Here is a 23,115-nt window from a genome sequence, read left to right as displayed (position 1 = left end):
TGAATACCTACAAATAATGCGAATTTCTGAAAGAAAACACTCAACAGTCTTTTTTTTATTTTTCCTATTTACAAATTTTTATACTTTTTCTCAAGCGGAAAACAAAGAAGAACAATCAATTTGCACATTTAGTAGCCAGCACTTAGACAGACTTATTAAAAATGATAGTCTTTATGAAGCTACAATTCTTTTAAACGAATCATTATCATTTGCTAAAAACAATAACCTCAAAGATTCTGAAGCTAAAACCTACTACAACCTAGGTAATGTTTTAGCCGAAATGGGAAATTACAAAAATGCTGAGGATTATTATTATAGAGCTTTGTCAATTTTTGATTCTTTACAATCAAACAAAGGAAAGGATCTTGTTTTAGCTAGTCTCACAACAGTATATGCTAACGGTAAATACTATAAAAAATTTGATAGTATTTATCCAATTGCACAAGCGCATTCAACAAAACTTAATAGTGAACTTCAATTTGTAAATCTTGAAAACAAAATTAAAAAACAATATTATAATTTTGAAAATGACAGCCTTTTATACACAACCAATTATGCCATTTCAAAATTAGATACCACAAACTTTAATACACTAAATTTTTCAAAAAATTATAGTTTTTCAATTAATAAAGATCAATTAAAAACCTATTACAAATATCACAATGCTATAGCAATAATGAGATTAAATAATTTTAAAAAAAAGGGTTATGACCTTTTTTTTACAATAGATGAAAGTGATCTCGAAAAGGCTTTATCTAAAGAGAATGATAAATCTCGAAAACTGGCATCATTTAATTATTATAAGTTCCTTTACTTTCAAAACATTGAAAAAAACTTAGATTCTGCTGTCAATTATTTATTAAAATCTGACACTTACAAATACGAAGCTCTTAAAACTCACGAAAACAGAAATAAAAAAAATGGTGAACTTATTTACAAGATAATCAACACAGAACAGCAATTACAACTCACAGAAAAAACGCGTAAAAATCAAGCGCAAAAATCTAAGATATTGCTGATATCTACTATTATAGTAAGTTTCATTTTATTATTATCACTTCTTATTTTCTATTTCTATTTCAAGGCTAGAAAAAATATTACTAAAATTAATAGTGAATTAAAAAACACTAACAATAAGCTTCTTGAAATTGACAAAGAGCGGTTACAATTCTTTTCAGTCTTAAGTCACGAACTTAGAACTCCAATCTATGGAATTAGCGGTTTAGCAACACTTATAAAACAAGAAGAAGATACTGAGAAAAAGCGATCCTATTTAAACTCATTAATTTCTTCAAGTAATTACATCTCTATTCTTATTGACAATGTTTTACAAGCAACCAAACTAAGATTTGAAGATAAAAATCTCCGCTTAAAGCCTGATAAGATGAATAATCTAATTAAAAATGTAACCAGTAGCGTAGAAATAGCAGCAAAAAATAAAGGACTAAAATTCTATACAGAAATACAAGATTCTAAAGAGGACGAGTATATTTTAATTGATAAAGTAGCCTTTAGTCAAATATTAATTAATCTTGCTTACAATGGTATACGTTACACCAAAAAAGGCCACGTTACTATTAGTGTAAAAGAAAAAACTAGAACAAAAGACGACGTCACTCTTTTATTTGAAATTAAAGATACAGGAATTGGTATTGAGGAGTCACATCGTTCGATAGTTTTTAATGCATTTGAAAACAAAACATTTTTAGACCAAAATAGTCGTGGTTCTGGATTAGGTCTTTATATCGTTAAAACATTATTAAAAAGTCATAATACAGATATAGATTTCACTTCAACTAAAGGTGTAGGGTCAACCTTCTTTTTTGATGCTACTTTTAAAATCGTGAATAAACGACCTGAGGATTCTCAAACTCAAATATCTCAAGAAAACACAGAAACGCATATTCTTATTGTTGATGATAATAAAATCAACTTACTTGTTACCAAAAAGAACATTGAAAAAATTAAAGGTCATACTTGTGAAACCATATCTAATGGTCGTCAAAGTATTTCTATTGTAAAAGAAAAGAATTTTGATCTCATCTTAATGGATATAAATATGCCAGACATGGATGGTTTTGAGGTTACTAAGCATATCAGAATGTTTAATCCTAACATTCCTATTTTAGCATTGACCGCTTTAAATTCTTCTGAAATTGAAGAAAAAGCGCATCAAGTAGGCATAAATCAGGTTATTACCAAACCTTATAATTTTGAAGAATTCAAAGATACGATTTTGTCTTATTCTAATGTTGCCCATTCTCATTAGACATTTCTAATGCTGCGATATAAGCACCAGACCATGCATTCTGAAAATTAAACCCACCAGTTATTGCATCAATATTTAAAATTTCTCCAGCAAAAAATAAATTTTCATGGAGCTTACTTTCAAAAGTTTTAAAATTAACTTCTTTTAAATTAAGACCTCCTGCTGTGACAAATTCCTCTTTAAATGTACTTTTTCCTGTGACATGAAATATGGCTTGTGTAAGCTGAGAGGCTAGTTCTTCTAATTGCATTTTACTAAGATCTGCCCAACGTGTTTCACTAGTCATTTGTGCTGCTAAAACTAGTTTTTGCCATAGTCGTTTTGGCAATTCAAATTGAGCAGATTTAAGCACTGTTTTCTTAGCTAAATCTTGTTTTAAATTTTTTAATTGCTCAATACAATCCTCAAAAGATTGTTTTATAAAATTCACTTCAATTTCAAAATCATAGTTGCGTTTAGCCAATTCTATAGCTCCAAAAGCAGATAATTTTAATATGGATGGCGCACTCATCCCAACATGAGTGATTAATAAAGGACCTTCACTCCACAAATTTGAATCCACCACTTTAACCTCAACATCTAAAGCTACTACACCAGGAATATCTTTAATACGTTCGTCTTTAATATCAAACGTAAATAAGGATGGTACAGGTTGAGAAATGGTATGACCTAAATCTTCCAAAAGTTTCCATATTTTAGGATTACTTCCAGTTGCCATCATTAGTTTATTTGTAGAAAAATCGCCTTGTGACGTTTCTAATACCCAATTCGTTTCTAAGTGTTTTACAGATTTTAAAGCATGATTATACAAAATATCTACATTATGTTTTTGAGCTTCCTTGAGAAAACAATCAATTATCGTTTGCGAGCTATCTGTGATGGGAAACATTCTTCCATCATCTTCAATTTTTAACTCAACACCTCTATCTTCAAACCATTGGATGGTATCACCTGTCATAAACTGATGAAAAGGTCCTAGTAATTCTTTTTCACCTCTTGGATAGTTGAGCACCAATTCCGAAGGAATAAATTCTGCATGTGTGACATTACAACGTCCGCCTCCAGAAATTTTCACCTTTTGCAAACCTTCTTTTCCGCGCTCTAAAATGGCCACTTTCAAGCTTGAGTTTTGTTCGGCAACATTAATTGCAGCAAAAAAACCTGCAGCTCCACCTCCTACTATTATTACATCATATTCTTTCATAATCGATCTGGGTTATCAGATATTATTGCATCCACACCATAAGATGTCATACGTTTTATGGACTCATCATCATTGACTGTCCACGTCATTACTTTATAGCCTTCTTTTTGCGCTAACTTAACATTATCCTTAGATAATAAAGTATAATTAGGATGTAACGCATAAGCATTTATTGTTTTAGCAAACTCCATAGCATCTGCAACATTAGCTTTTGTTAATACACCTAATCGTAAATTTTTATTAATTTTAAACACCTCTTCAAGCTGTTTTTCTTGAAAACTAGAGATTAGAAAAGGATCATTAGTCCATCCTTTATTCTCTATGTAATGTGACACGATTTTACACGTTTCGGCAGCTGTGTCTTTTCCTTTGAGCTCAATATTTAGCATGCATTTTTTATCAATGACATCTAAAACTTCTTGAAGCGTAGGTATTAAAAAACGGTTTTCTATTTTAAAAGATTTCAATTCCTTTAATGTATATTTTCCAATTTCTCCAGAGGCATTAGTCATCCTATCTAAAGTAAAATCATGAAACACCACCAATTCTCCAGAGGCACATTTATGTACATCAATCTCAATACCATCCACACCAAATTCTAAAGCTTTCTCAATGGATTCTATGGTATTTTCTGCAACATGATTTTTTGCGCCTCTATGACCTATTTTAAGTCGTTTTTGCATAAGGCATAAAAGTATAAAATTCAACCCTAGAAATATCAACATTATGATTTTTATCAAATCTTTAAGAGTCTTAATTTTCTATTCCGAAGAAAAACTCTTTAATTTATTCTAGAAACACACATCATGAATTTAAATATATACCTACTCTTATTTACATTATTAATTTCTACCTCTTGTGACTCAAGAAAGCTAACTCCTGTTGCAGATTTACCTTCTAGTTTAAAAGAAACATCTGCTATTGAGAAAACTTCTAATTCTAATATGTTGTGGATTATAGAGGATGCTGGCAACAAGAATCATCTCTATGGTTTAGATACAAAAGCAACTATTAGTAAAGATCTCGAAATTGAGAATATTCAAAATATTGACTGGGAAGATTTGACATCTGATACCTTCGGAAATATCTACATTGGTGATTTTGGCAATAACAACAAAAAGCGTAAAAACTTTGCAATCTATAAAGTATCTGATCCTGAAAACGCTAATGCTGTTACAACTGCAGAGGTTATAAGTTTTAAACTTCCGAAGGGAATAAAATCTGAAGATTTCGAATCCTTTTTCTTGTTAAATGATAACTTTTATCTTTTTAGCAAAGACAACAAAGAAGTCAAACTTTTCAAAATACCAAATACAGTTGGAGATCATGTTGCTGAGTTTATTTCTGAAGTAAAACTAAAAGGAAAAAACACAAAAGTAACATCTGCTGATGTGAGTGATGATGGTAAAACAGTTGCATTGCTAAACCATGACAGACTATGGAAACTTACAGGTTTCAAATCTGATAATTTCTTTAGTGGATCTGTTGAAGCTATTGAATTTGATCACGATTCTCAAAAAGAAGGTATCAATTTTATTGATTCTAATTCTGTTTTAATCACAGATGAAAAGACAAAACATGAAGGTGGAAAAATTTATACTGTTGATTTTTAATTGGTTTAACACCGATTATTCTAATAGCTTATGCATTTTCACATAACTGTAATTAATATCACCTATGTGCTTGTATTGCTCTTCTTCATTTAGAAGTTCTCCCCAACCAAAATTGCGTTCAATAACTTTGTCTTTATATTGATTTAGCAAATGCTCTGAAATTAATAAATACTCGTCTTCTTTTATATCATTTTTTAAAAGGCGATGTGCAATAATCACATCTTCTCCCATAAGTTTGATATGATTTCCTATTTGAACAGACTCTACTTTTTCTCCAAAATGAAGGATGATTTTTAAACCTAAATCAGGCACATTATCTATCCCCTTTTCTTGACTATATTTCTTTGACAACACATCTAATTGTTTATAGAATTGAGTAAAAAACAATTTGCATTGATTAATTAGTTCTTTGAATGGAGGCAGTTCTCCTTTTTTGAAAAACAAAACAGCATCGCCTTCTATTTCTGAAACTCTTAAACCAATTTCATTAGCATAGATAATCTCATTTAAAAGTGCAGGAATAACTTTTGCACTTAACTCGATATTGGTGTCGCTCATAAAACGAGTAAAGCCACTTATATCTGGAATACAAATTAATGTTGAGTAGGATGCCATGTTTGTATATTTTTATAAAAATTAAATTCTTTTAGATCCTAAAAATTAGAATGCATTTTCTTTAAAAGCGCTAAATCTGCTTTATTTTTCAAGCTATTTGCAGCATCCTCAAAAAGATTCTCAAGCTCTAAAGCTATAGTTTCTTTATATATTTCTAATTTCACATCGCTACTATCTTTTAGAAAGTTCAACATGAAAAACAGTTTTTGAACGATGATAATATCATGACTACAATAGGTTCTTAAAGCTGCCATAACTTGAAACAATAAGTCTTTAAAATCGACAGTATTTATCTTTAAAACTGGCAATTCTTGATGGTTATAAATGAGACTAATTTCTTTCTTTTTGAGTCTAAGAGAAAACAACTCTGTTAAATAATCTATGGCATTAATTGCTGTTCCAGGATCATTAATTCCTGGCGACATTGCTTTTACAGCAATTTCAGTAATTTGTTTAAAGGCTAGCAAATAATTATCTTCAATTAACTCACTTTTAGAAAAGCGAAATGTTCCACATACCTCATCAATAACCTTGTCTTCTAGCTTAACATTTGATTTGAATAATGATTGTCCTGGTAGTAAATACTTTCCTTTAATTGGTATAATCTCCAATTTTATATCATTAATGTTTGTAATCTCCTTTAAAGCATTGAGGTTTAAATCCTGAAAATAGCCTGACACATTAGAAGTCACTGTAGACCAATTTGAGGTCTCTGGAAAATCCAAATTATCATTTTTTTCAGAATCGATAAGTTTTTGCAGCCTTGCTTTGGCTGTATAAAAAATACGGTCCATAATGTTATTGACTTGGATTTCTTGAGAGATAGAATGTATGAAGTATATAAATGCTCCTAAACAGAATGTCATAGCAAAAATAGCAAGCAACACTGAAAATCCAGGCAGTTGATATTTATTCCCATCAGGTTCTATAGATACCAATGTGAAAATGCAATAAAGCAGCGTAAAGTTATATATGCCAAGAATTATTTGATGTCTTCTATTAGAAATCAAACCTGGTAATATTCTTGGTGAAAAATTACTTGATGCTTGATTGAGGAGTATCATTACCATAGAAAAGCTAAACACCATTATAGAAATCAAACCTGCAATAAATGTGGTTAATAAATTCCTAGCTGTTTCAGTATCGTTAACAACTAATACAGGAGCATTTTTAAGCAAATATTTAGAAATCCCTATGCTCTCAAAATAATACATTGTAAAAGCGAATACAAGTCCTAAAACACTCAAAAGTGAGGGATAGAAAGCAATTTTACTTTCTAACTTAAATATGTTTTTTATTGTATTGCTTAAATATGTTTTCATTTAATTTTAAAAATTCAAACCAAACCCAAAAGAGAATCGTACACCTTCTTCACTATTAAATAGATTGAAAGTTCCTGATAAACTATCTGCTGCAGTGATCCAAAATCCACCTCCATAATCGTTATGCCATTTATCTGAAAAATCTCCTTTCAACCAAACGCGACCAACATCAAACCCTCCAAAAACACCCATTTGAAGTGGTAATGTTTTTGTTTTGAATGAATTGAAACTATATCTTAAATCTGTACTACCTACAAAGGCACTTTTTCCTGTAAATCGTTCTGTTCTATAACCTCTTAAACCATTTTGACCACCAATATTAGACGCTTGATAAAACACCAAATCATCTCCAACTCTTACTTGTAATCTTGCATCTGTTTTTAAAACTAATTTTCGATTTCGACTTAATGAATTATAAAAGCCTAAATCTGAATTAATGTAGCCATAAGTATTCTTTGTATCTTCAAATTCTGTTTTTCCACCAACATTGATTAAAAATGTCATTCCTCTTGTAGGATTTATTTTATTATCAAAACTGGCATATTTGTATTCTGCTTCTAATGCTCCAAAAAGGCGTCTTTCATAGAATCCTTCATATGGCACTGCGAAATCTGTAATAAATCGATCAGGTGTATCATCAATCTCTATAGCTTCAAAGATTGCTCTAAACCCATAATCACTACCAAAATCTCCTTTTTTAAGAATTCCAGCTTTCGCCATATAAATACTCGTTTTTACACGATTATAATCCAGATCTAGATCGTCATCTAAATTTTCGGTTTCATTTCCGTAGCCAAAAAAGTTATTAGTAAAGTTTTCTGATGTGAATTGACCACCAACATGTAAATTCCAATCATTCATAACATTAGCAAACTCGCCATCATACACTAAAGAGAATCCACTGGTTGCAAAGAAATAACCACCTTTAAATCGGTGTTGTTGAGAAAAAGGATTTCTTTGGAAACCTTTTTTAGTTTTCACAAACTGTAAGCCTAAAGACACACCATCATCTGGATTAAACCCAACTGCAGGAGTAATCACACTTGTATTTACTATATGTTTTTGAAAATCAAAAAGATTGAGTTTATAAATATCTGTCAACCTAATCTTCGCTCCATTGTTTTCCTGGATGGTATTAGGTTTACTTTCATGATCGTAAACTTTCACTCTTCGACCAGATTTAATGATGTAAGTATCATCTTCCTGCCCTCCAATAAGTCTTGTGAAAATGAGATTATTAGCTCTACCAGTTACTTCAAAAACATCTTTATCATCTAAACCATAAATCCAAATCTCTTTGGTAACATCTTTATGAAAAGTTTTATCAACTATTACTTCACCTTTTTCTCCATCTTTAATTCTTGAGATCTTAACATGTGTTTCATTATCTGCAATTCTAGAAACTTCAATATAATCATCTTTATCTGTTCCTGTTAATATGACTAACTCATTAAGGAAGTCATAATATCTAGTTGCAATATCTAAAAGGTTTGAACGTCTGCCTTTGAGTTTTTTCTTAATATCCTCCAAAGTAGCATCTTGTACTTCTTTAGGAACTTTAGAAAATGCTTTTTCTATAACTTCATCTGTTATATTATCTTGTAAAAACTGAGCATGTTCTAACCATTTTTCTTTAGTTGATTGTTGAACCATAACGCGATCTAGTTTTACACCTGCAGCATTCATCCATTCAATATCTTTTAGGTCTTCATCATACACCTGCAGTTGTTTTGTAGAGCCAGAAATAATTTTCATAACATCTAATAACGCACCATCAAAATTAGAAAACACTTGATCTCTATCTCTTGGAATTGGCCTATACCATTTATCGCCATTATCTTGGTCAAATTGCGCCCAACGCCATTGATCCTGGTGTCTATCCCAATCACCAATAAGCATATCAAACAAGCGCGCTCTTACATATGCATTCTCATCAATTTTATATTTTTCATCTTCTCTTACCTTTGCAATAATATCGTGAGTACTTTCTATGTCATCTGCAAAACCAAAGTTGCGCTCACCTGAGTAATTATCTTCTGGACGCTCTTCAATCATATACAATTCTCCTCCGTAATCATTATTATATCTTCCTAAGTGTTTATGCTTCGGAATGAAATAAATCTTTGGATTGGTATGAAAAATTTCCGCAGCATCAGAAAGATCTGGTACCACAGTAAAAGCATAAGGGTGAGCAGCTGTATAAAAATCTTGAATCAATCCTTCTACCGCTGTTTTTTCAAATTCATCTTGGATATAAGTATCCTTAAATAATACAGCTTGTAAATATTGAGTAGCACTTTTTCTTAATGCTCTCATATTTAATTCCCTACCATCTTTTGTTTTTAAACGTAAAGACCTTGTTTGATGACCTCCTCCAGCTCTTACAACTTCTAATCCTCCATAAAGTGTATCTAATGTTGCTACCTGAGCTGTAATTTTAGTACTGTAGATATCTCGATAATGACTTCCCCAAACAGACTCAAAAAAACCTGTTTTATCTGTTTCTTCTTTAGAATAAACAGAAGCTTCGACCTCTTGAGGAAAACTATCTGGTAATTTTGAAACATCATAATCTTTAGCTGGCTCATAAACTTGCTTGGCAAAGAGACGTTTTGGCTCTCCATTTTCTTCTCCATAAATCGTCACCCAACTGCTTCCATCTTTATATATGGTTAACTCAGCAAAACCTTGCTTTCCGTAGGAAAACAAACCATTATTACTTAATTGCGCAGATGATTCTTTTGCGCCAGCACCAGACACAATTTGTTTAATACGGTCTTGCTCAATGTACTGTAATGTATGCTCGTGTCCAGAAACAAAAACTAAATTTTCAGATTCAAAAGCCATAGTCTCGATACGACTCATAAGCTTATTATAACGTTCATTAAAACGATCTTGAATAGAAACACCTCCTTGCGTTCTAATTTGAGAAATTAAAGACGCAAATATTGGAACAGGAATCTTTTTTTGTGTTGGATATAAATGTTTATCGGCTGCATAATATCCTCCATGAACACCATTTGTATATAGTGGATGATGCATTGCAAATACAATAGTTTTGTTTTGAGCTTTCTTAATTTCACCTTCTAATTCTTCAAAGAATCGTTCACGTGTTTTTATCTCACACTCATCATTTATAGCTGGATTTTCATTCCAGTTTTCTAAATACCATTGCGTGTCTATTGCTATTAATTGAATAGTTTCACTTACATCTATACTTTCTAATGGACAACCATTCTCTGGTTGAAATGTATTCTTCCCAAGAGCCTCCTCAATGTATTTTTCTTGACGTTTTAAGCCTTTAATTCCTCCAGCATACCAATCATGATTTCCTGGAATAAATAAAACTTCTCCTTTAAAATTCTCTACAGCTTTTATTTGACCATTAAGAGCATTTTCAGCATTCTCTCTACCCTCTTCCCCTTTAGCAGGCAAGCCTTCTGGATAAATATTATCTCCTAAAAATATAGTATAGTCGTTTTTGGTGTCTTTGTTAGCAATATGATTATTAAAAGCGGTTAACGCTTTAGACATGCCACCTTGAGGTGATTTACCAGCATCACCAATCAAGTAAAATACTTTCTCAATTTCTTTATTTGGGCGTTCAGCTAATTTTGAAGATTCGTCTTTATACTGTGCCTTATGGGTTGCACATGCATTAAAAAGGAAACATGAAATAATAATTATGGTCGATCTCTTAATGTTAATCATTGTATTCAATTTAATTTACAAAATAAGGTTAAAGGTTTCATTCTATTTGCCTTTATCCCTAAAGATGTTGATTCTTACCCTAATTTGACCCAGAGGCTATCTGTGAAATAATGCTTACAATCTAAAAAATGATTTTTAATACTGAAATTCGCCTGACCAGCCAATACTTCAATTTCACTAAGCGCATACTTCTTTGACAACTCTGTCCATATTAATTCATTTTGCTCAAAAGCAATTGTAGTGTCTAGTTTTTGAATATGAACTTCTTGTGATTTCAAACTCACGATGTAGCTTTTTACTTCACCATTTAACGGATTGTAATGGCAATAAAAATCAAAATCATCGATTTTGAAATTAGCATCAAATTCTCTATTGATACGGATCAATAAATTCAAATTAAAGCGCTTTGTAACTCCCAATTTATCATAATATGCATTATGAACTGTAATTGGATTTTTCTTTAAATCAATACCAATTAATAACTTGTCATTCACATTCATATTTTGATTAAAAAGCTTGAGTAAATCGATAGCTTGATCCTCTAAATAATTACCAACATTACTTCCTAAAAACAAGAGTAAACTTGGAATTTCATTTTCTGATTCTTCTTTAAGAATTTCAAAATAATCACCTACTTTAGGCTGAATAGACAACTTGGGTAAGCGTTTCTTTAATTTTTCTGTAAGTATTGTAATTGCTTCTTGAGATATATCAATTGGCACATAATTAAACTCTACTTCAGTATTAACTAGATGCTCAAGCAGTTTAAAAGTTTTAAAACCATCACCAGCACCCAATTCTATTATATTAAATGGTTGATTAAAATCTAGAGCATCAACGATTTGTTGTGATTGAAGCGAAAGAATTTCAAACTCAGAATCTGTAAGATAATATTCTGGCATCTGCATAATCTCTTGGAAAATTCGACTCCCATTATCGTCATAAAAATATTTTGAAGACAGGTGCTTATTTTCAGCAGTTAACCCTTTAATAATGTCTTTTGCAAATGTGTTATTCATACTTATTTTACTAATCTAATTCCTGAAAATTGCCATCTCATTTCTGGATGAAAAAAATTGCGATATGTTAATCTACTATGATTATCTACAGTGGCTATTGAAGCGCCTCTGAGCACCATTTGATTAATCATAAATTTACCATTGTATTCTCCTAGAGCTCCTGGTGCTTTAGAAAAATTAGGATATGGTAAGTAAGCACTATTAGTCCACTCCCATAATTGCCCATAATCAAATTGCTTTGAAGCAACTTCCCATTCAAACTCTGTTGGTAAGCGCATTTGCTTCCACTCTGCATAAGCATAAGCTTCATACAAACTCAAATGACTCACTGGTTCTTTCAAATTAACTTCTTGAAAACCTTGCAATGTATATTGATGCCATTTCCCATCAACTTTATGCCAATATTCTGGTGCTTCGATTTCATTTTGTTTTATAAAATCCCAACCTTCGGCATGCCATAAATTAAAATCTTGATAACCTCCAGCTTCAATGAATTTTATATAATCTTCATTGGTAACAAGTTGATCTGATATTTCAAATTCATGCAGAAAAACCTTGTGTCTTCCTAACTCATTGTCATAACAAAATGCATTCTCTTTATGTCCAATATCATAAATGCCTTCATTTACTTTTAACCATTTTGAAGGTTGTTCAATTTCAGCTAAATGAATATTATTTTCAACGGTTGGAAACGTAGGTTGATTTCCTAAAATATACTTGATATCATAATAAAACAATTCTTGATGTTGTTGCTCATGTTGAATCCCAAGCTCTATGATTTCCTTAGCTTTCTCTGAAGGGTTTTGATTTAAAAAATCGACTATTTGCTCGTCAACATATTTTCGATATTGATATACTTCATCAACTGTTGGGCGCGTCATCAAACCTCTATTTGGTCGTAAGACTCGTTTGCCTGCATTATTGTAATAACTATTAAATAAATAGGCAAAATCTTCGTCAAAAATCTTATAATCTTTTTTAAATTCTGAAAGCACAAATTGCTCAAAAAACCATGTACTATGAGCTAAATGCCATTTTGGAGGCGACACAAAAATCTTAGGTTGCACAGAGTAATCCTCAGTTTTGAGAGATTTACATATGGTTACAAATCTTTGTCGTGTATTTAAATATGAATCTTTTAAAGTCATTGATTGGCAATAAATATTTTAAATAAGTTCTGTTTCAATTATTACTTCGCTTTGTAATGTTTTATGGACTGGACATTTTGAAGCAATTTCTTTTAATCGCTGTCTTTGTGACTCATCTAAGTTTCCAATAAAAGTTAACTTTTTTGATAAATGATCAATACGAGTTGGCTTATCTAAGTCTAACATTAAATCATCACTATGCTTTTTAGAATACGTGATATGAGCGTACACTTCTTGCAAATCCCATTTTTTCCGTTCAGCATATAATTTAAGTGTCATGACTGTACAAGCAGCCAATCCTGCACTCAAGAAATCGTAAGGCGAAGGACCAAAGTCATCTCCTCCAACCGAGTCTGGTTCATCTGCAATAAAACTATGCTTTGCGGTTTGTATCGTTGTTGTAAAATTATCTTCTTTTAAATTTAAGTGTGCTACCAATTGTTCTCCTGCAATATCTAACATTGTATTTTCTTGCTGCGGAAAATATCGTTTTACCCAACTACCAATCATCTCTCCAACATACAAACTGTCTTGAGAGTTAGTTAATAAATGATCTGCATTATCTAAACTCACAAAACTTTTAGGATGATGTGCGCTATGATACAATTGTTCTGCATTTTTAATACCAACAATAGCATCTACGGGAGAATGTAAAATAAGTAATGGCTTTCTTAATGATTTAACAACTTCTGGCAAATCAGTTTTATCAAAATCAGACACAAACTCCTCATCAATTTTGAAAGGTCTTCCTCCAATATTAACTTCAACGCGACCTTTATTTTTTATGTCGTCAATATCGTGAGAGAACAAATGCTTAACATGACTCACTGTTGAAGGAGCTCCAATTGTAGCAACAGCCTTTATATTTTCTAATTTAGAAGCAGCAACTAAAACTGCAGCACCTCCAAGAGAATGACCAACTAATAATGATGGCGCTTTGTAATTCTCTTTAAGAAAATCATTAACAGCTATAAGATCATCAACATTTGCCGAAAAATAACTATCTGCAAACTCGCCTTCACTACGTCCTAAACCTGTGAAATCAAATCGCACAACTCCAAAACCATGATTAGTAAGCGCTCTACTAATGTTCCGTACAGCTCCTAAAGAACTGCTGCACGTAAAACAATGTGCAAAAATCGCAAAGTAGTTTGGTTTTTGATTTGCAGGCAATTCCAAATACGCTTGAAGCTTAACTCCTTTTTTATTTTCTATTATTAATTTTTTACTATTCATAATTTTTTATTGTAATAAGGATTCAACCTTTAAATGATTGAGTTTCTCATGATCTATATAAGCACTATAATTTTCTAAAAGCAATCTCAATTTTGGATTTATAAAAGTCTCACAAAATGGTTTTTCAGGATTATTATAGTAATAATTTGTAATCTCTTCTCTTGAAGCTTTAAACTCGCCAAAATTTAAAACAAGTGTCACTAATTTGTTTTGATATTTCTCATTTAAAACCTCTAAAATATTCTCAGCATTCAATTTTTGTTCTTCTGAAAACGTATAAATAGCAGACCGATACTTATCACGCATAGAATGATTTACTGTACTTTTATGAGTCAATAAATGTACTTCTATTAATAATTGAACATTAACTGTTATAGGATTATAATTAACACAAACACCTTCAGAAAAACTAGAATTCTCATCTATTGATGCGATATAACCTTGCTCAACAGACATTACTCCTTTCAAAGATTGAAACACTGCTTCTGTACACCAATGGCAACCACCTCCAAATCCTATTTTTTCTAAGTTTGTCATTATTTTACGACCTCAACACCTCTCCAAAAAGCGATATAACCTTTTATAGATTTAGCTAATTGAGACACTTCTGGATAATACCATGCAGCATCTCTATTTTCTTTTCCGTTAACGTCTAGAGTATAGTATGAAGCCTCACCTTTCCATGCGCATGTACTATGTAAATCACTAGCTTTAAAAAAATCTTTATTAATGCTTTCTGGCGGAAAATAATGGTTGTTTTCTATGACAATTGTGTTATCACTTTCTGCTATGATTTCGTTATTCCAAATGGCTTTCATACGCTTACTATTTTATAATTATTTAAAAACTGACTCTAGTATCTCTTTATTTTTTATGCTGAAATGCAACTACACAAAACCTTCTAACAGTTCATTTACACGTTCTAATATTCACATTATGAACTACAAGACAACATAGAACAACCTACTTTATGTCTTGCCCAATCTGGTCGTTTTGTAAACCACTTTTCATTTTCAGGTTGTTCATCATATGGTTTCTTAAATAATTGAAACAACTCATCAATTAATTTGTAATCGCCTTTATTTGCATCGTCAATTGCTAATTGTGACATATAGTTCCTAAGTACATATTTAGGGTTCACAGCATTCATTTTGGTTTTCCTTTCTGTATCTAAAAGCGACTCCTTTTTCAATCTTACATCATAACTTTCAAACCAGTCATTCCATTGTTTTGAAACAGCATCAGATACTTCATTTGGCATATAAAATGCATCCTTTACAATCTCCAATCCTTTTATAGCATCACCTTTTTTGAAGTTGCTCAAATTTCTGAAGAAGATCGTCATATCTGTTTCGGTTAACAATAAAGCATCTTCCAAGTTTTGAACTAACACATTGTCTCTGTCGTCATTTTTAACCAAACCTAATTTAGAACGCATCATTTGTAATGATTTTTTCTCAAAATCGGTTTTATAATTCTCTAAAATTGTTTCTAAAGGCTCAGTCTCTTCAATTAACGAATATAACGCATTGGCGAGTTGGTATAAATTCCAAAGTCCAATATTAGGCTGGTTTCCATAACGGTAGCGTTTATGTTGACTATCTGTTGTATTTGGCGTCCAACCAAAATCAAATCCTTCTAACCATCCATAAGGACCATAATCTATAGTTAATCCAAGAATGGACATATTATCTGTATTCATCACACCATGAACAAAACCGACACGTTGCCAATGAAGAATCATGTCAAGAGTGCGTTGCGACACTTCAGCAAAAAACTGAATGTAAGTTTCTTTTGAAGGTTCTCCTAAACTCGGGAAATAGTTCTTAATGGTATAATCAACTAAAGTTTTAAGGGTTTTATGATCTTGCCTAGCTGCGAAAATTTCAAAATTTCCGAAGCGCAAAAAAGAAGGCGCTACACGAGATACAATCGCACCTTTTTCGTAAGCCTGATTACCGTCATACAACATATCTCTCATCACCTCATCTCCAGATAATGCCAACGATAATGCTCTCGTCGTAGGCACACCTAAATGAAACATGGCCTCGCTACATAAGTATTCTCTAATTGAAGAACGTAAAACAGCTAAACCATCTGCAGTTCTAGAATAGGGTGTTTCTCCAGCACCTTTGAGTTGCACTTGCCATTGCCTATTATTATGCTCTACTTCAAATAAATTTATTGCTCTACCGTCTCCTAATTGTCCTGCCCAATTGCCAAATTGATGTCCGCCATAACACATAGCATAAGGTGTTGTGTGTTCTAAAACTTCATTTCCTGTAAATACATTTTTAAACGTTTGAGAATGCATATCTTTAGATGACATGCCTAATGCGTTTATCATTTCTTCGGAAACGTGCAATATTTCAGGTTTTTTGGTCTGTTTAGGTGACACATATGAAAAACATGCCTCTTTGACTTGTCGCCTAGAATTGCCTATTATTGGATCTGAAGGTAAGTTTTTGGTAAAAGTATTTTTAATATTAAGCTGCATGTTGCTTTTTTAATTGATATGAATACTATTTTTAGTAATAAAGACATAATTTACAAATAATTTTGTCGTTTATACAATTGATAAATTACAGAATTTGTTAATTCTTAATTTTGTAATTTTACTTTAATCAATAATTGATTTTTATGACTACTGACCTTGTTAAAAAAACTGAAGAATTTGTATTTGACCTTATCAAAAAAGATTTAGATCCTGTTTTTTTATATCACAATTTTAAACACACAGAGCGTGTACTAAAAAGCACTCGTGAAATTATAGAAAATAGTGATGTAACAGAAGATGAAGCTCAAATTCTTAAAATAGCAGCGTTACTTCATGATACTGGTTACACCAAAGGTGTAGAAAATCATGAAGAAAAAGGTGTAGAAATTGCGACAGAGTTCTTAACGAAACAAAATGCTGACAAAACACTCATTGATGCTGTAAACACATGCATCATGGAAACAAAATTCAAGGAAGTTCCTGTTACTAAACTCGGTAAAATAATTAGAGATGCTGATGCTTCTCATTTTGGAAAAAAGTATTTTGATGAAGCTAGTGAGTTTCTAAGAAAAGAGTTGGAGTTAAGAGGTGTGAAAAATTATTCTCCTACAGAGTGGCGTAATGAAAACATAAAAGTTTTATCTAAGAGACACCAATACTATACAGATTACGCTTTAAAAAACTGGCAATCTAGAAAGGATAAAAACCTTTCAAATCTTATGAAGGCTAAGAAAAAGCAAAAAAGCAAGCTTAAGAAAGAAGAAATGAAAGCTAAATATAAAGCGCAGTACAAAAATGAAAGTCCTGAGCGTGGAGTGCAAACATTTTTTAGAACAGCACTTAGAAATCATATTAAACTTAGTGATATAGCTGATACAAAAGCCAATATTTTATTATCTGTAAATGCGATTATTATTTCTGTAGTTTTGTCTAATTTAATTTCCAAATTAGACACCAATCCTTACCTAACTTGGCCAACAGTAATCTTCACTTTATTTAGTGTCATCTCAATGGTGATGTCTATCGTAGCAACTAGACCAAATGTTACAAGTGGACAATTTACTAAAGAAGATGTAAAAAATCAAAAAGTGAATTTGAGTTTCTTCGGAAATTTTCACAAAATGAAACTAGAGGAGTTTGAATGGGCAATCCAAGAATTAGTAAATGATAAAGAATATATTTACAAAGCATTAACTAAAGATTTATATTTTTTAGGAAAGGTTTTAGAACGTAAATATAGAATTCTACGTATTACATATACTGTCTTTATGATTGGTATTATTGTATCCCTTATTGCTTTTGGTATTGCTGTAAAAAACAACCCAGGAATAGATCTTCAAGAAGTATTAGATCCAGAATCTGAAGTACATATCATTAAACATCCTGACAATAAAAATGATAAAATCTGTTATTATGTTTAAGCGTTAATTTCTTTCATTAAATCATCATAAGTATAAAACGATTTATCGTCTTGATTTTTATGATACAACACACTCACTCTAATAGCTTTTAGACCTGTAACAGCTTGTAAATCTTGAAGCTCTACAATTTCAACATCATCATCTAAGTACTTCTTAGATTGCAAGAATTTGACATATCTCAAATACTCTATTTCATCTTGTTTTTGAGAATAGACAATACTAATTTTTCCTTTTTGAGTTAAACGCTCTGTAGTACCTTTTATATGCGCTTTATCAACTCGTTTTTTTACAATTTCATATCTGGCATTATAAGTACCATCCACATCAAATTGCTTTTCATCCATTCTAAAACTTATAGATAATGGCTGATTAAACACGAGTATCATTGATGCTACATCTAACTTTATTGGAAAATCTGATTGCATTAAATAGAATGAATTTTCCATCTCACACATCACCTGCAATTGCCACAATCTTAAATTATATAAATAGATAGGATTAAAAGAATCTTCCTTAGTTATAGACTCTCCTATATACATATTGTGCTCAACACCATCGGTCTTAAAACGCTCAAAATAATGAGGATACATAGCCTGAGCTTCAACTTGTTTTTTATCTAAAAGCGCTGCCATCTCTTTATTAATTAATGAAATAGTATCATCATAATCTTTTCGATGGTGGTATAAAACATTCACATTTTCGTCTATACTCTCATAATAAGCAATCACCTCTTCATTTAAAGATTCAATAGCATTTAAATGTTCCAATAAGGGATCAATATCTTGTTTTATAAATGCTGAAATTTGCTGCTCACTATCTACCTGAAAATGAACATCTAAGTCTTCTAAATAATTATTTATTTGGAACAAGAACTGCTCGTAAATTGGTAATTTTTCTAATTTAAAAGCATTCTCTATTATAAGCTTAATAGATTCTAGTTGAATAGTTAAATCCTTTTGAGTAGCAAAATTTCTAGCTTCTGAAGAACCCTTTATATCTATTTGACCAAATAGAGGATAAATGTTTTCGAAAGCTATTTTGTTGAAATTAGGCTTAGTGCCATTAAATTGATCTTTAATAAAGTTTCTTGCTTCTTTAACAAAACGCCAATTCACACTTGGATGAATTGATGTGCATTCTTGCTGAATAATAGCTTCAATTAAATTTTGCTCTTCATTTTTAGAACGTTCAACTGCAGAAACTATAAAAGGCATCACATCTACCAACTTGTTGGCATTGATACTGTTTAAGACTTTAGGTTCTTCAGAAACAATTTCTAAAATACCCATTAAACCATCTTCATTGGCAATTGGTGCTAAAATTGCGCTTTTTATATTTTGTTCTTTGAGTGTTTTATATTGTGGAGATTTCCCCTTTGAAAGCTTGTAATATTTATCTACATCAGAAATGGCATAGAATTTCTTTTCTTTCAATAATGTATTGTACGAGATGTCACATAAAGCGCCTTTACATGAATTAGAATCTAACTTATTAAGTAAGAAGCTTTTCATACCAGCACCATGTACATGCTCAAAAGCATCTTCTTCTTCATTATAAATAGAGAATCCTACTTTAATATTTTTAAGACCTAAAAGCGATTGGAAAATCTCATGAAAATCTTTCATAAAACCATCATCTTTCCTTTTGTCTTGTCCAATTAAACTAGATTTGATATTTGAAATCGATTGATCATCTGTAACATTAAAGATATTACTGATTACAAAACCTTTAAATGTGTAGCTATTTGGTGGAAACTTTTTTTTCCACAATTCCATGTTCTCAAAATTATCTAATAATTCATCTGCATCTTCTTGAGTAATTTTTGGAGCGTTTTTATTTGGAGTGATATCGATAAAATCTGCATTATACAAGATTTTATAATATTGCATGATGCCATCAGCATCAGGAATTTCGTAATAAAATGGTCTTTTAAAATTGATATTATGTCCATAACAAAAAGCTAAAATAATAGTACATGCAGTGATATATGTATCATCTTTTGGCATGTTTTTGATTTTTAACTCAAAGTCATCACCAGCTGTTTTGATTATAGATTTAAATCTTTCCGAAGAATTAAAAATCAAATTATGAAATGGTACAGAAGCTGTTTTAATTTCATTATTAGTCAAAATTGGACTAAAAGAATCCTGTAGGACAATACGTATTTCTTTCTCTCTTTTAACTAAATCACTAGGATTCGTAATTCCTTCTCGAAGTTCTGGAAATCCTTTTGCAGTCTTTAAAACGCGACGTGCTTTCGCTGCTATAAACTCATCTTCACTTTGAGATAATTCCTCATAGTATTTCAAAAGTTTATCGAAACTTACCATTAATTTAAATGGAGATTCAATATTTTCGTTTATGTCATTCATAGCAACAATTTCAGTCATGCAAATTTACGAATTAATAGCTTAGTCGTTTTAAATAAGATTAGCTTACTACTCATAAGTTACATAAAATCGCAGCTAATTTCTATTAAAAAAACCAAACGTCCAGTTATCACCATCACTTATTACCATTATTGTTTTAGAAGGTGATCCACCGTTTGCGTCGTTATCTGACTCCATTTGATAAGGCTGAGTTATAGCTGTCCTACTATCTCCAGTAAAGATATCTCCACCTGCAGTATATATGTATGCAGGATCAAAATCTGTCCTATTTCTAAGAATATATATACGTCCAGGAAAGGCATTAGCATCTGGTAAAATAAAATCATTACCAGAATTCACCCCTCCATTATTAGGATTTAGGTTAACATATGTACCATCATCAATAGGCGTTTTATTAGCAAAATTTCCTCCATTTAAGTTAACCACTTTAACTGATAAATTACCATTAATATCTAAGGTACTTTGAGGTGTTGTTGTCCCGATTCCTACTTGAGAAAAAGAAACTGTCGATGTTAATATCAACATTATTAAAATGAGGGTTTTCATAATTTTACTTTTTAATTATACTAATTGCACATCCTCCTCCTTCTGCAAGGTTTAAAGTTAAAATCGTGCTTTTATTAATTATTATTTTTTCTATATCTAATGCTAACGGATTATCGTTCCAATGTGCATTCTTAGCATCTTTATAAATGATCGCTTCATAATCTTGATTACTGTCTAAAAAATCAAATTTAATCTCTAAATCTCGAGGATTTTCATCAGTAATACTCCCTAAGAACCAATTGCCTGTGACACGTTCTTTTCTAGCAATCGTGACATATTCACCAACCTCTCCATTCAATACTTTAGTCTTTTCCCAATCAACACCTACATCTTTTATAAATTGTAAAGGTTCTGGATTAGCTTCATAATGTTCTACTAAATCTGCAGCCATTTGTATTGGGCTATAAATCACAACATACAAAGCTAGCTGTTGAGCTAATGTTGTATTAACTTGATTATCTTTTTTATACTCATCAAATTTTATATTAAAAATTCCTGGTGTAAAATCAATTGGTCCTGCAAGCATTCTTGTGAATGCAACAATTGGCAAATGCTCTGGAGGATTTCCACCATCTTCTGCCCAAGCATTAAATTCCTGACCACGGAGACCTTCTCTAGAAATAATATTTGGATATGTTCTACGTAATCCAGTTGCTTTTATTGGCTCATGGGCATTCACAGCAACTTCATATTTAGCTGCTTTTATGGCTGCATTATTATATTGATTGACCATATATTGCCCATGATGATATTCTCCTTTTGGCAGTATCTTTCCAACGTATCCAGATTTCACTACATGCATTCCGTACTTTTGCATTAAAGCGTACGCAGTATCCTGTTGTTTTTCATAAGTTTCAGTCGCTGCAGATGTTTCATGATGCATGATGATATCAACACCTTTCTCTTTTCCGTAGCGAACCACTTCATCAATATCATAATCAGGGTATGTCGTTACAAAATCGAAAACACCTTCACGATCTTCAAAACCAATCCAACGTTCCCAACCCGTATTCCAGCCTTCAACTAAAACACCTCCAATATTATTTCTGGCTGAAAAGTCTATAAAATTCTTAACATTCTCTGTGGTTGCTCCATGCTTTCCATGTGCTTTTCCGGTATCTGTCCATTTACCATCTTTCATTTCCATACCGTAATCCCAAGAGGATTTCCCTAAATGCATTTCCCACCAAACACCTGTATATTTCATGGGTTTAAACCATGACACATCTCCTAATTTATTTGGCTCATTTAGGTTTACTATCAAATTAGATTCAATCAAATCTGGTGCATTATCTGTGATTTGAATTGTTCGCCAAGGTGTATTAAAAGGCAAACTTCTTTTCACCTTATAGTCTGTATTTTTAGAGCCTACAAGATTACTTTCTAGCTTAAGATTCTCAGTATCCACTTTTAATGTCATTCCAGAATAATCTAAAAGCGCAGCTTCATGAAAACTTAAATGCATACCATTTTCACCAACCATAGTAACAGGTGTATTTACTGCATTTTCCGGAATATAAGTTTGTGCCAAATTAACGTGTTCAGCATATTTTACAGCATCTACTTTAGACAGTTTTGTTGTACTGTATAAATGCTCATAAATATCCCAATCGCCAGGAATCCAAAACGTTTTATAATCTTGAGTTAAGTTAAATTGTGTATGTTCATCAAGAATTTCAACTTCACTTAATCTCGCCTGTTTAGGGAATTCATATCTAAACCCTATACCATCATCATACACTCGAAATACAATATTTAAGAAACGCTCTGGTGATACTTTTTCTTGAAGAAAAACTTTTAATTTTTTATAATTATTTTGAACAGTGTCTTGTTCTCCCCAAGGCATTTGCCAAGTTTCTTTATGAGTTTCGGTCAGTGATTTTTTAATGATGAAATTCTTTTCAAAATTTGGAGCATCTTTAAATTCAAAACCTAAATATGATGTATCAATAACCACATTTTTATTATTCATGACGAGATAATAAGGTTTACCTTCTTGAGTAACATTAAAACTAACCTCAATTGTTCCGTCTGGAGATACTGCTTTAAACTCTCTTTTTTCTTCGGAAGAATTGCAAGACAGCAAACATAATATTGATAAAATTGATAGATATATTTTCATTC

The 23,115-nt window shown here is 31.5% G+C and carries 17 protein-coding genes; 3 read left to right on the top strand and 14 right to left on the bottom strand.

The genetic code is table 11. The annotated features are described in order from the left end of the window. The first annotated feature begins 16 nt into the window (after nt 1-16). A complete protein-coding gene (locus tag IM744_RS03055; protein WP_194506613.1) occupies nt 17-2,269 on the top strand; it encodes a response regulator in 2,253 nt (750 codons plus the stop codon). On the opposite strand, the gene IM744_RS03050 is transcribed toward IM744_RS03055, so the two are convergent. Together IM744_RS03050 and IM744_RS03045 are read right to left on the bottom strand one after the other, a co-directional pair. Continuing rightward, nucleotides 2,247-3,473, bottom strand: a complete 1,227-nt coding sequence (locus IM744_RS03050) for a BaiN/RdsA family NAD(P)/FAD-dependent oxidoreductase (protein WP_194506612.1) — start codon at nt 3,471-3,473, stop codon at nt 2,247-2,249. The two genes, IM744_RS03055 and IM744_RS03050, sit on opposite strands and share 23 nt — an antisense overlap. After that, nucleotides 3,470-4,156, bottom strand: coding sequence for a glycerophosphodiester phosphodiesterase (locus IM744_RS03045; protein ID WP_194506611.1), 687 nt, complete (start codon nt 4,154-4,156; stop codon nt 3,470-3,472). Before IM744_RS03045 ends, IM744_RS03050 begins: the two co-directional genes overlap by 4 nt. Before the next feature lie 123 nt (nt 4,157-4,279). Between IM744_RS03045 and IM744_RS03040 the strand changes: the two genes are divergently transcribed. Then, nucleotides 4,280-5,086: a hypothetical protein gene (locus tag IM744_RS03040; protein WP_194506610.1), complete on the top strand. Its 807-nt coding sequence runs from the start codon at nt 4,280-4,282 to the stop codon at nt 5,084-5,086. A gap of 15 nt (nt 5,087-5,101) precedes the next feature. On the opposite strand, the gene IM744_RS03035 is transcribed toward IM744_RS03040, so the two are convergent. The 9 genes from IM744_RS03035 to IM744_RS02995 form a co-directional block, all read right to left on the bottom strand. Continuing rightward, complete coding sequence (locus IM744_RS03035; RefSeq protein WP_194506609.1) at nt 5,102-5,701, bottom strand: DUF2652 domain-containing protein; 600 nt, start codon at nt 5,699-5,701, stop codon at nt 5,102-5,104. A gap of 38 nt (nt 5,702-5,739) precedes the next feature. Next, nucleotides 5,740-7,023: a DUF2254 domain-containing protein gene (locus IM744_RS03030; protein ID WP_194506608.1), complete on the bottom strand. Its 1,284-nt coding sequence runs from the start codon at nt 7,021-7,023 to the stop codon at nt 5,740-5,742. Between the two features lie 6 nt (nt 7,024-7,029). Then, nucleotides 7,030-10,734: a metallophosphoesterase gene (locus tag IM744_RS03025; protein ID WP_194506607.1), complete on the bottom strand. Its 3,705-nt coding sequence runs from the start codon at nt 10,732-10,734 to the stop codon at nt 7,030-7,032. 74 nt (nt 10,735-10,808) lie between these two features. Continuing rightward, entirely contained in the window at nt 10,809-11,753 is a 945-nt protein-coding gene (locus tag IM744_RS03020; RefSeq protein WP_194506606.1) for an L-histidine N(alpha)-methyltransferase, read from the bottom strand. A 2-nt stretch (nt 11,754-11,755) separates the two neighbouring features. Further along, nucleotides 11,756-12,901, bottom strand: a complete 1,146-nt coding sequence (gene egtB / locus IM744_RS03015; RefSeq protein ID WP_194506605.1) for an ergothioneine biosynthesis protein EgtB — start codon at nt 12,899-12,901, stop codon at nt 11,756-11,758. An 18-nt stretch (nt 12,902-12,919) separates the two neighbouring features. Further along, on the bottom strand, nt 12,920-14,137 hold the full coding sequence (locus IM744_RS03010; protein WP_194506604.1) for a bifunctional alpha/beta hydrolase/OsmC family protein: 1,218 nt from the start codon (nt 14,135-14,137) through the stop codon (nt 12,920-12,922). Nucleotides 14,138-14,143: 6 nt separating this feature from the next. After that, nucleotides 14,144-14,674, bottom strand: a complete 531-nt coding sequence (locus tag IM744_RS03005; RefSeq protein ID WP_194506603.1) for a peptide-methionine (S)-S-oxide reductase — start codon at nt 14,672-14,674, stop codon at nt 14,144-14,146. Next, entirely contained in the window at nt 14,674-14,955 is a 282-nt protein-coding gene (locus IM744_RS03000; RefSeq protein ID WP_194506602.1) for a DUF427 domain-containing protein, read from the bottom strand. Before IM744_RS03000 ends, IM744_RS03005 begins: the two co-directional genes overlap by 1 nt. A 116-nt stretch (nt 14,956-15,071) precedes the next feature. Beyond that, the gene (locus IM744_RS02995) at nt 15,072-16,634 is read right to left on the bottom strand and encodes a protein adenylyltransferase SelO (protein WP_194506601.1); all 1,563 of its coding nucleotides are present in this window, start codon (nt 16,632-16,634) and stop codon (nt 15,072-15,074) included. 143 nt (nt 16,635-16,777) lie between these two features. Here IM744_RS02995 and IM744_RS02990 point away from each other — a divergent pair, with 143 nt between their 5' ends. Beyond that, a complete protein-coding gene (locus IM744_RS02990) occupies nt 16,778-18,055 on the top strand; it encodes a Pycsar system effector family protein (RefSeq protein ID WP_194506600.1) in 1,278 nt (425 codons plus the stop codon). On the opposite strand, the gene IM744_RS02985 is transcribed toward IM744_RS02990, so the two are convergent. The 3 genes from IM744_RS02985 to IM744_RS02975 all read right to left on the bottom strand — a co-directional run bounded on the left by IM744_RS02985 (nt 18,052) and on the right by IM744_RS02975 (nt 23,113). Then, complete coding sequence (locus IM744_RS02985; protein ID WP_194506599.1) at nt 18,052-20,427, bottom strand: GAF domain-containing protein; 2,376 nt, start codon at nt 20,425-20,427, stop codon at nt 18,052-18,054. The genes IM744_RS02990 and IM744_RS02985 overlap by 4 nt on opposite strands. 93 nt (nt 20,428-20,520) lie before the next feature. Beyond that, nucleotides 20,521-20,991, bottom strand: a complete 471-nt coding sequence (locus tag IM744_RS02980) for a hypothetical protein (protein ID WP_194506598.1) — start codon at nt 20,989-20,991, stop codon at nt 20,521-20,523. Between the two features lie 4 nt (nt 20,992-20,995). Beyond that, on the bottom strand, nt 20,996-23,113 hold the full coding sequence (locus IM744_RS02975; RefSeq protein ID WP_194506597.1) for a glycoside hydrolase family 97 protein: 2,118 nt from the start codon (nt 23,111-23,113) through the stop codon (nt 20,996-20,998). Between the last annotated feature and the right edge of the window lie 2 nt (nt 23,114-23,115).

Origin of the sequence: Psychroserpens luteus, assembly GCF_015319355.1 — a bacterium.
GTDB classification, from domain to species: Bacteria; Bacteroidota; Bacteroidia; order Flavobacteriales; family Flavobacteriaceae; genus Psychroserpens; species Psychroserpens luteus.
This window is presented reverse-complemented; position numbering and strand designations above follow the sequence as displayed.

Excerpts from the sequence above, each read along its gene's own strand:
- IM744_RS02990 (WP_194506600.1), top strand. The coding sequence starts at position 16,778 with ATGACTACTGACCTTGTTAAAAAAACTGAAGAATTTGTATTTGACCTT.
- IM744_RS03000 (WP_194506602.1), bottom strand. The coding sequence starts at position 14,955 with ATGAAAGCCATTTGGAATAACGAAATCATAGCAGAAAGTGATAACACA.
- IM744_RS03030 (WP_194506608.1), bottom strand. The coding sequence starts at position 7,023 with ATGAAAACATATTTAAGCAATACAATAAAAAACATATTTAAGTTAGAA.
- egtB (WP_194506605.1), bottom strand. The coding sequence starts at position 12,901 with ATGACTTTAAAAGATTCATATTTAAATACACGACAAAGATTTGTAACC.
- IM744_RS02985 (WP_194506599.1), bottom strand. The coding sequence starts at position 20,427 with ATGAATGACATAAACGAAAATATTGAATCTCCATTTAAATTAATGGTA.
- IM744_RS03025 (WP_194506607.1), bottom strand. The coding sequence starts at position 10,734 with ATGATTAACATTAAGAGATCGACCATAATTATTATTTCATGTTTCCTT.
- IM744_RS03005 (WP_194506603.1), bottom strand. The coding sequence starts at position 14,674 with ATGACAAACTTAGAAAAAATAGGATTTGGAGGTGGTTGCCATTGGTGT.
- IM744_RS02995 (WP_194506601.1), bottom strand. The coding sequence starts at position 16,634 with ATGCAGCTTAATATTAAAAATACTTTTACCAAAAACTTACCTTCAGAT.
- IM744_RS03020 (WP_194506606.1), bottom strand. The coding sequence starts at position 11,753 with ATGAATAACACATTTGCAAAAGACATTATTAAAGGGTTAACTGCTGAA.
- IM744_RS03045 (WP_194506611.1), bottom strand. The coding sequence starts at position 4,156 with ATGCAAAAACGACTTAAAATAGGTCATAGAGGCGCAAAAAATCATGTT.
- IM744_RS02980 (WP_194506598.1), bottom strand. The coding sequence starts at position 20,991 with ATGAAAACCCTCATTTTAATAATGTTGATATTAACATCGACAGTTTCT.
- IM744_RS02975 (WP_194506597.1), bottom strand. The coding sequence starts at position 23,113 with ATGAAAATATATCTATCAATTTTATCAATATTATGTTTGCTGTCTTGC.
- IM744_RS03040 (WP_194506610.1), top strand. The coding sequence starts at position 4,280 with ATGAATTTAAATATATACCTACTCTTATTTACATTATTAATTTCTACC.
- IM744_RS03055 (WP_194506613.1), top strand. The coding sequence starts at position 17 with ATGCGAATTTCTGAAAGAAAACACTCAACAGTCTTTTTTTTATTTTTC.
- IM744_RS03035 (WP_194506609.1), bottom strand. The coding sequence starts at position 5,701 with ATGGCATCCTACTCAACATTAATTTGTATTCCAGATATAAGTGGCTTT.
- IM744_RS03010 (WP_194506604.1), bottom strand. The coding sequence starts at position 14,137 with ATGAATAGTAAAAAATTAATAATAGAAAATAAAAAAGGAGTTAAGCTT.
- IM744_RS03050 (WP_194506612.1), bottom strand. The coding sequence starts at position 3,473 with ATGAAAGAATATGATGTAATAATAGTAGGAGGTGGAGCTGCAGGTTTT.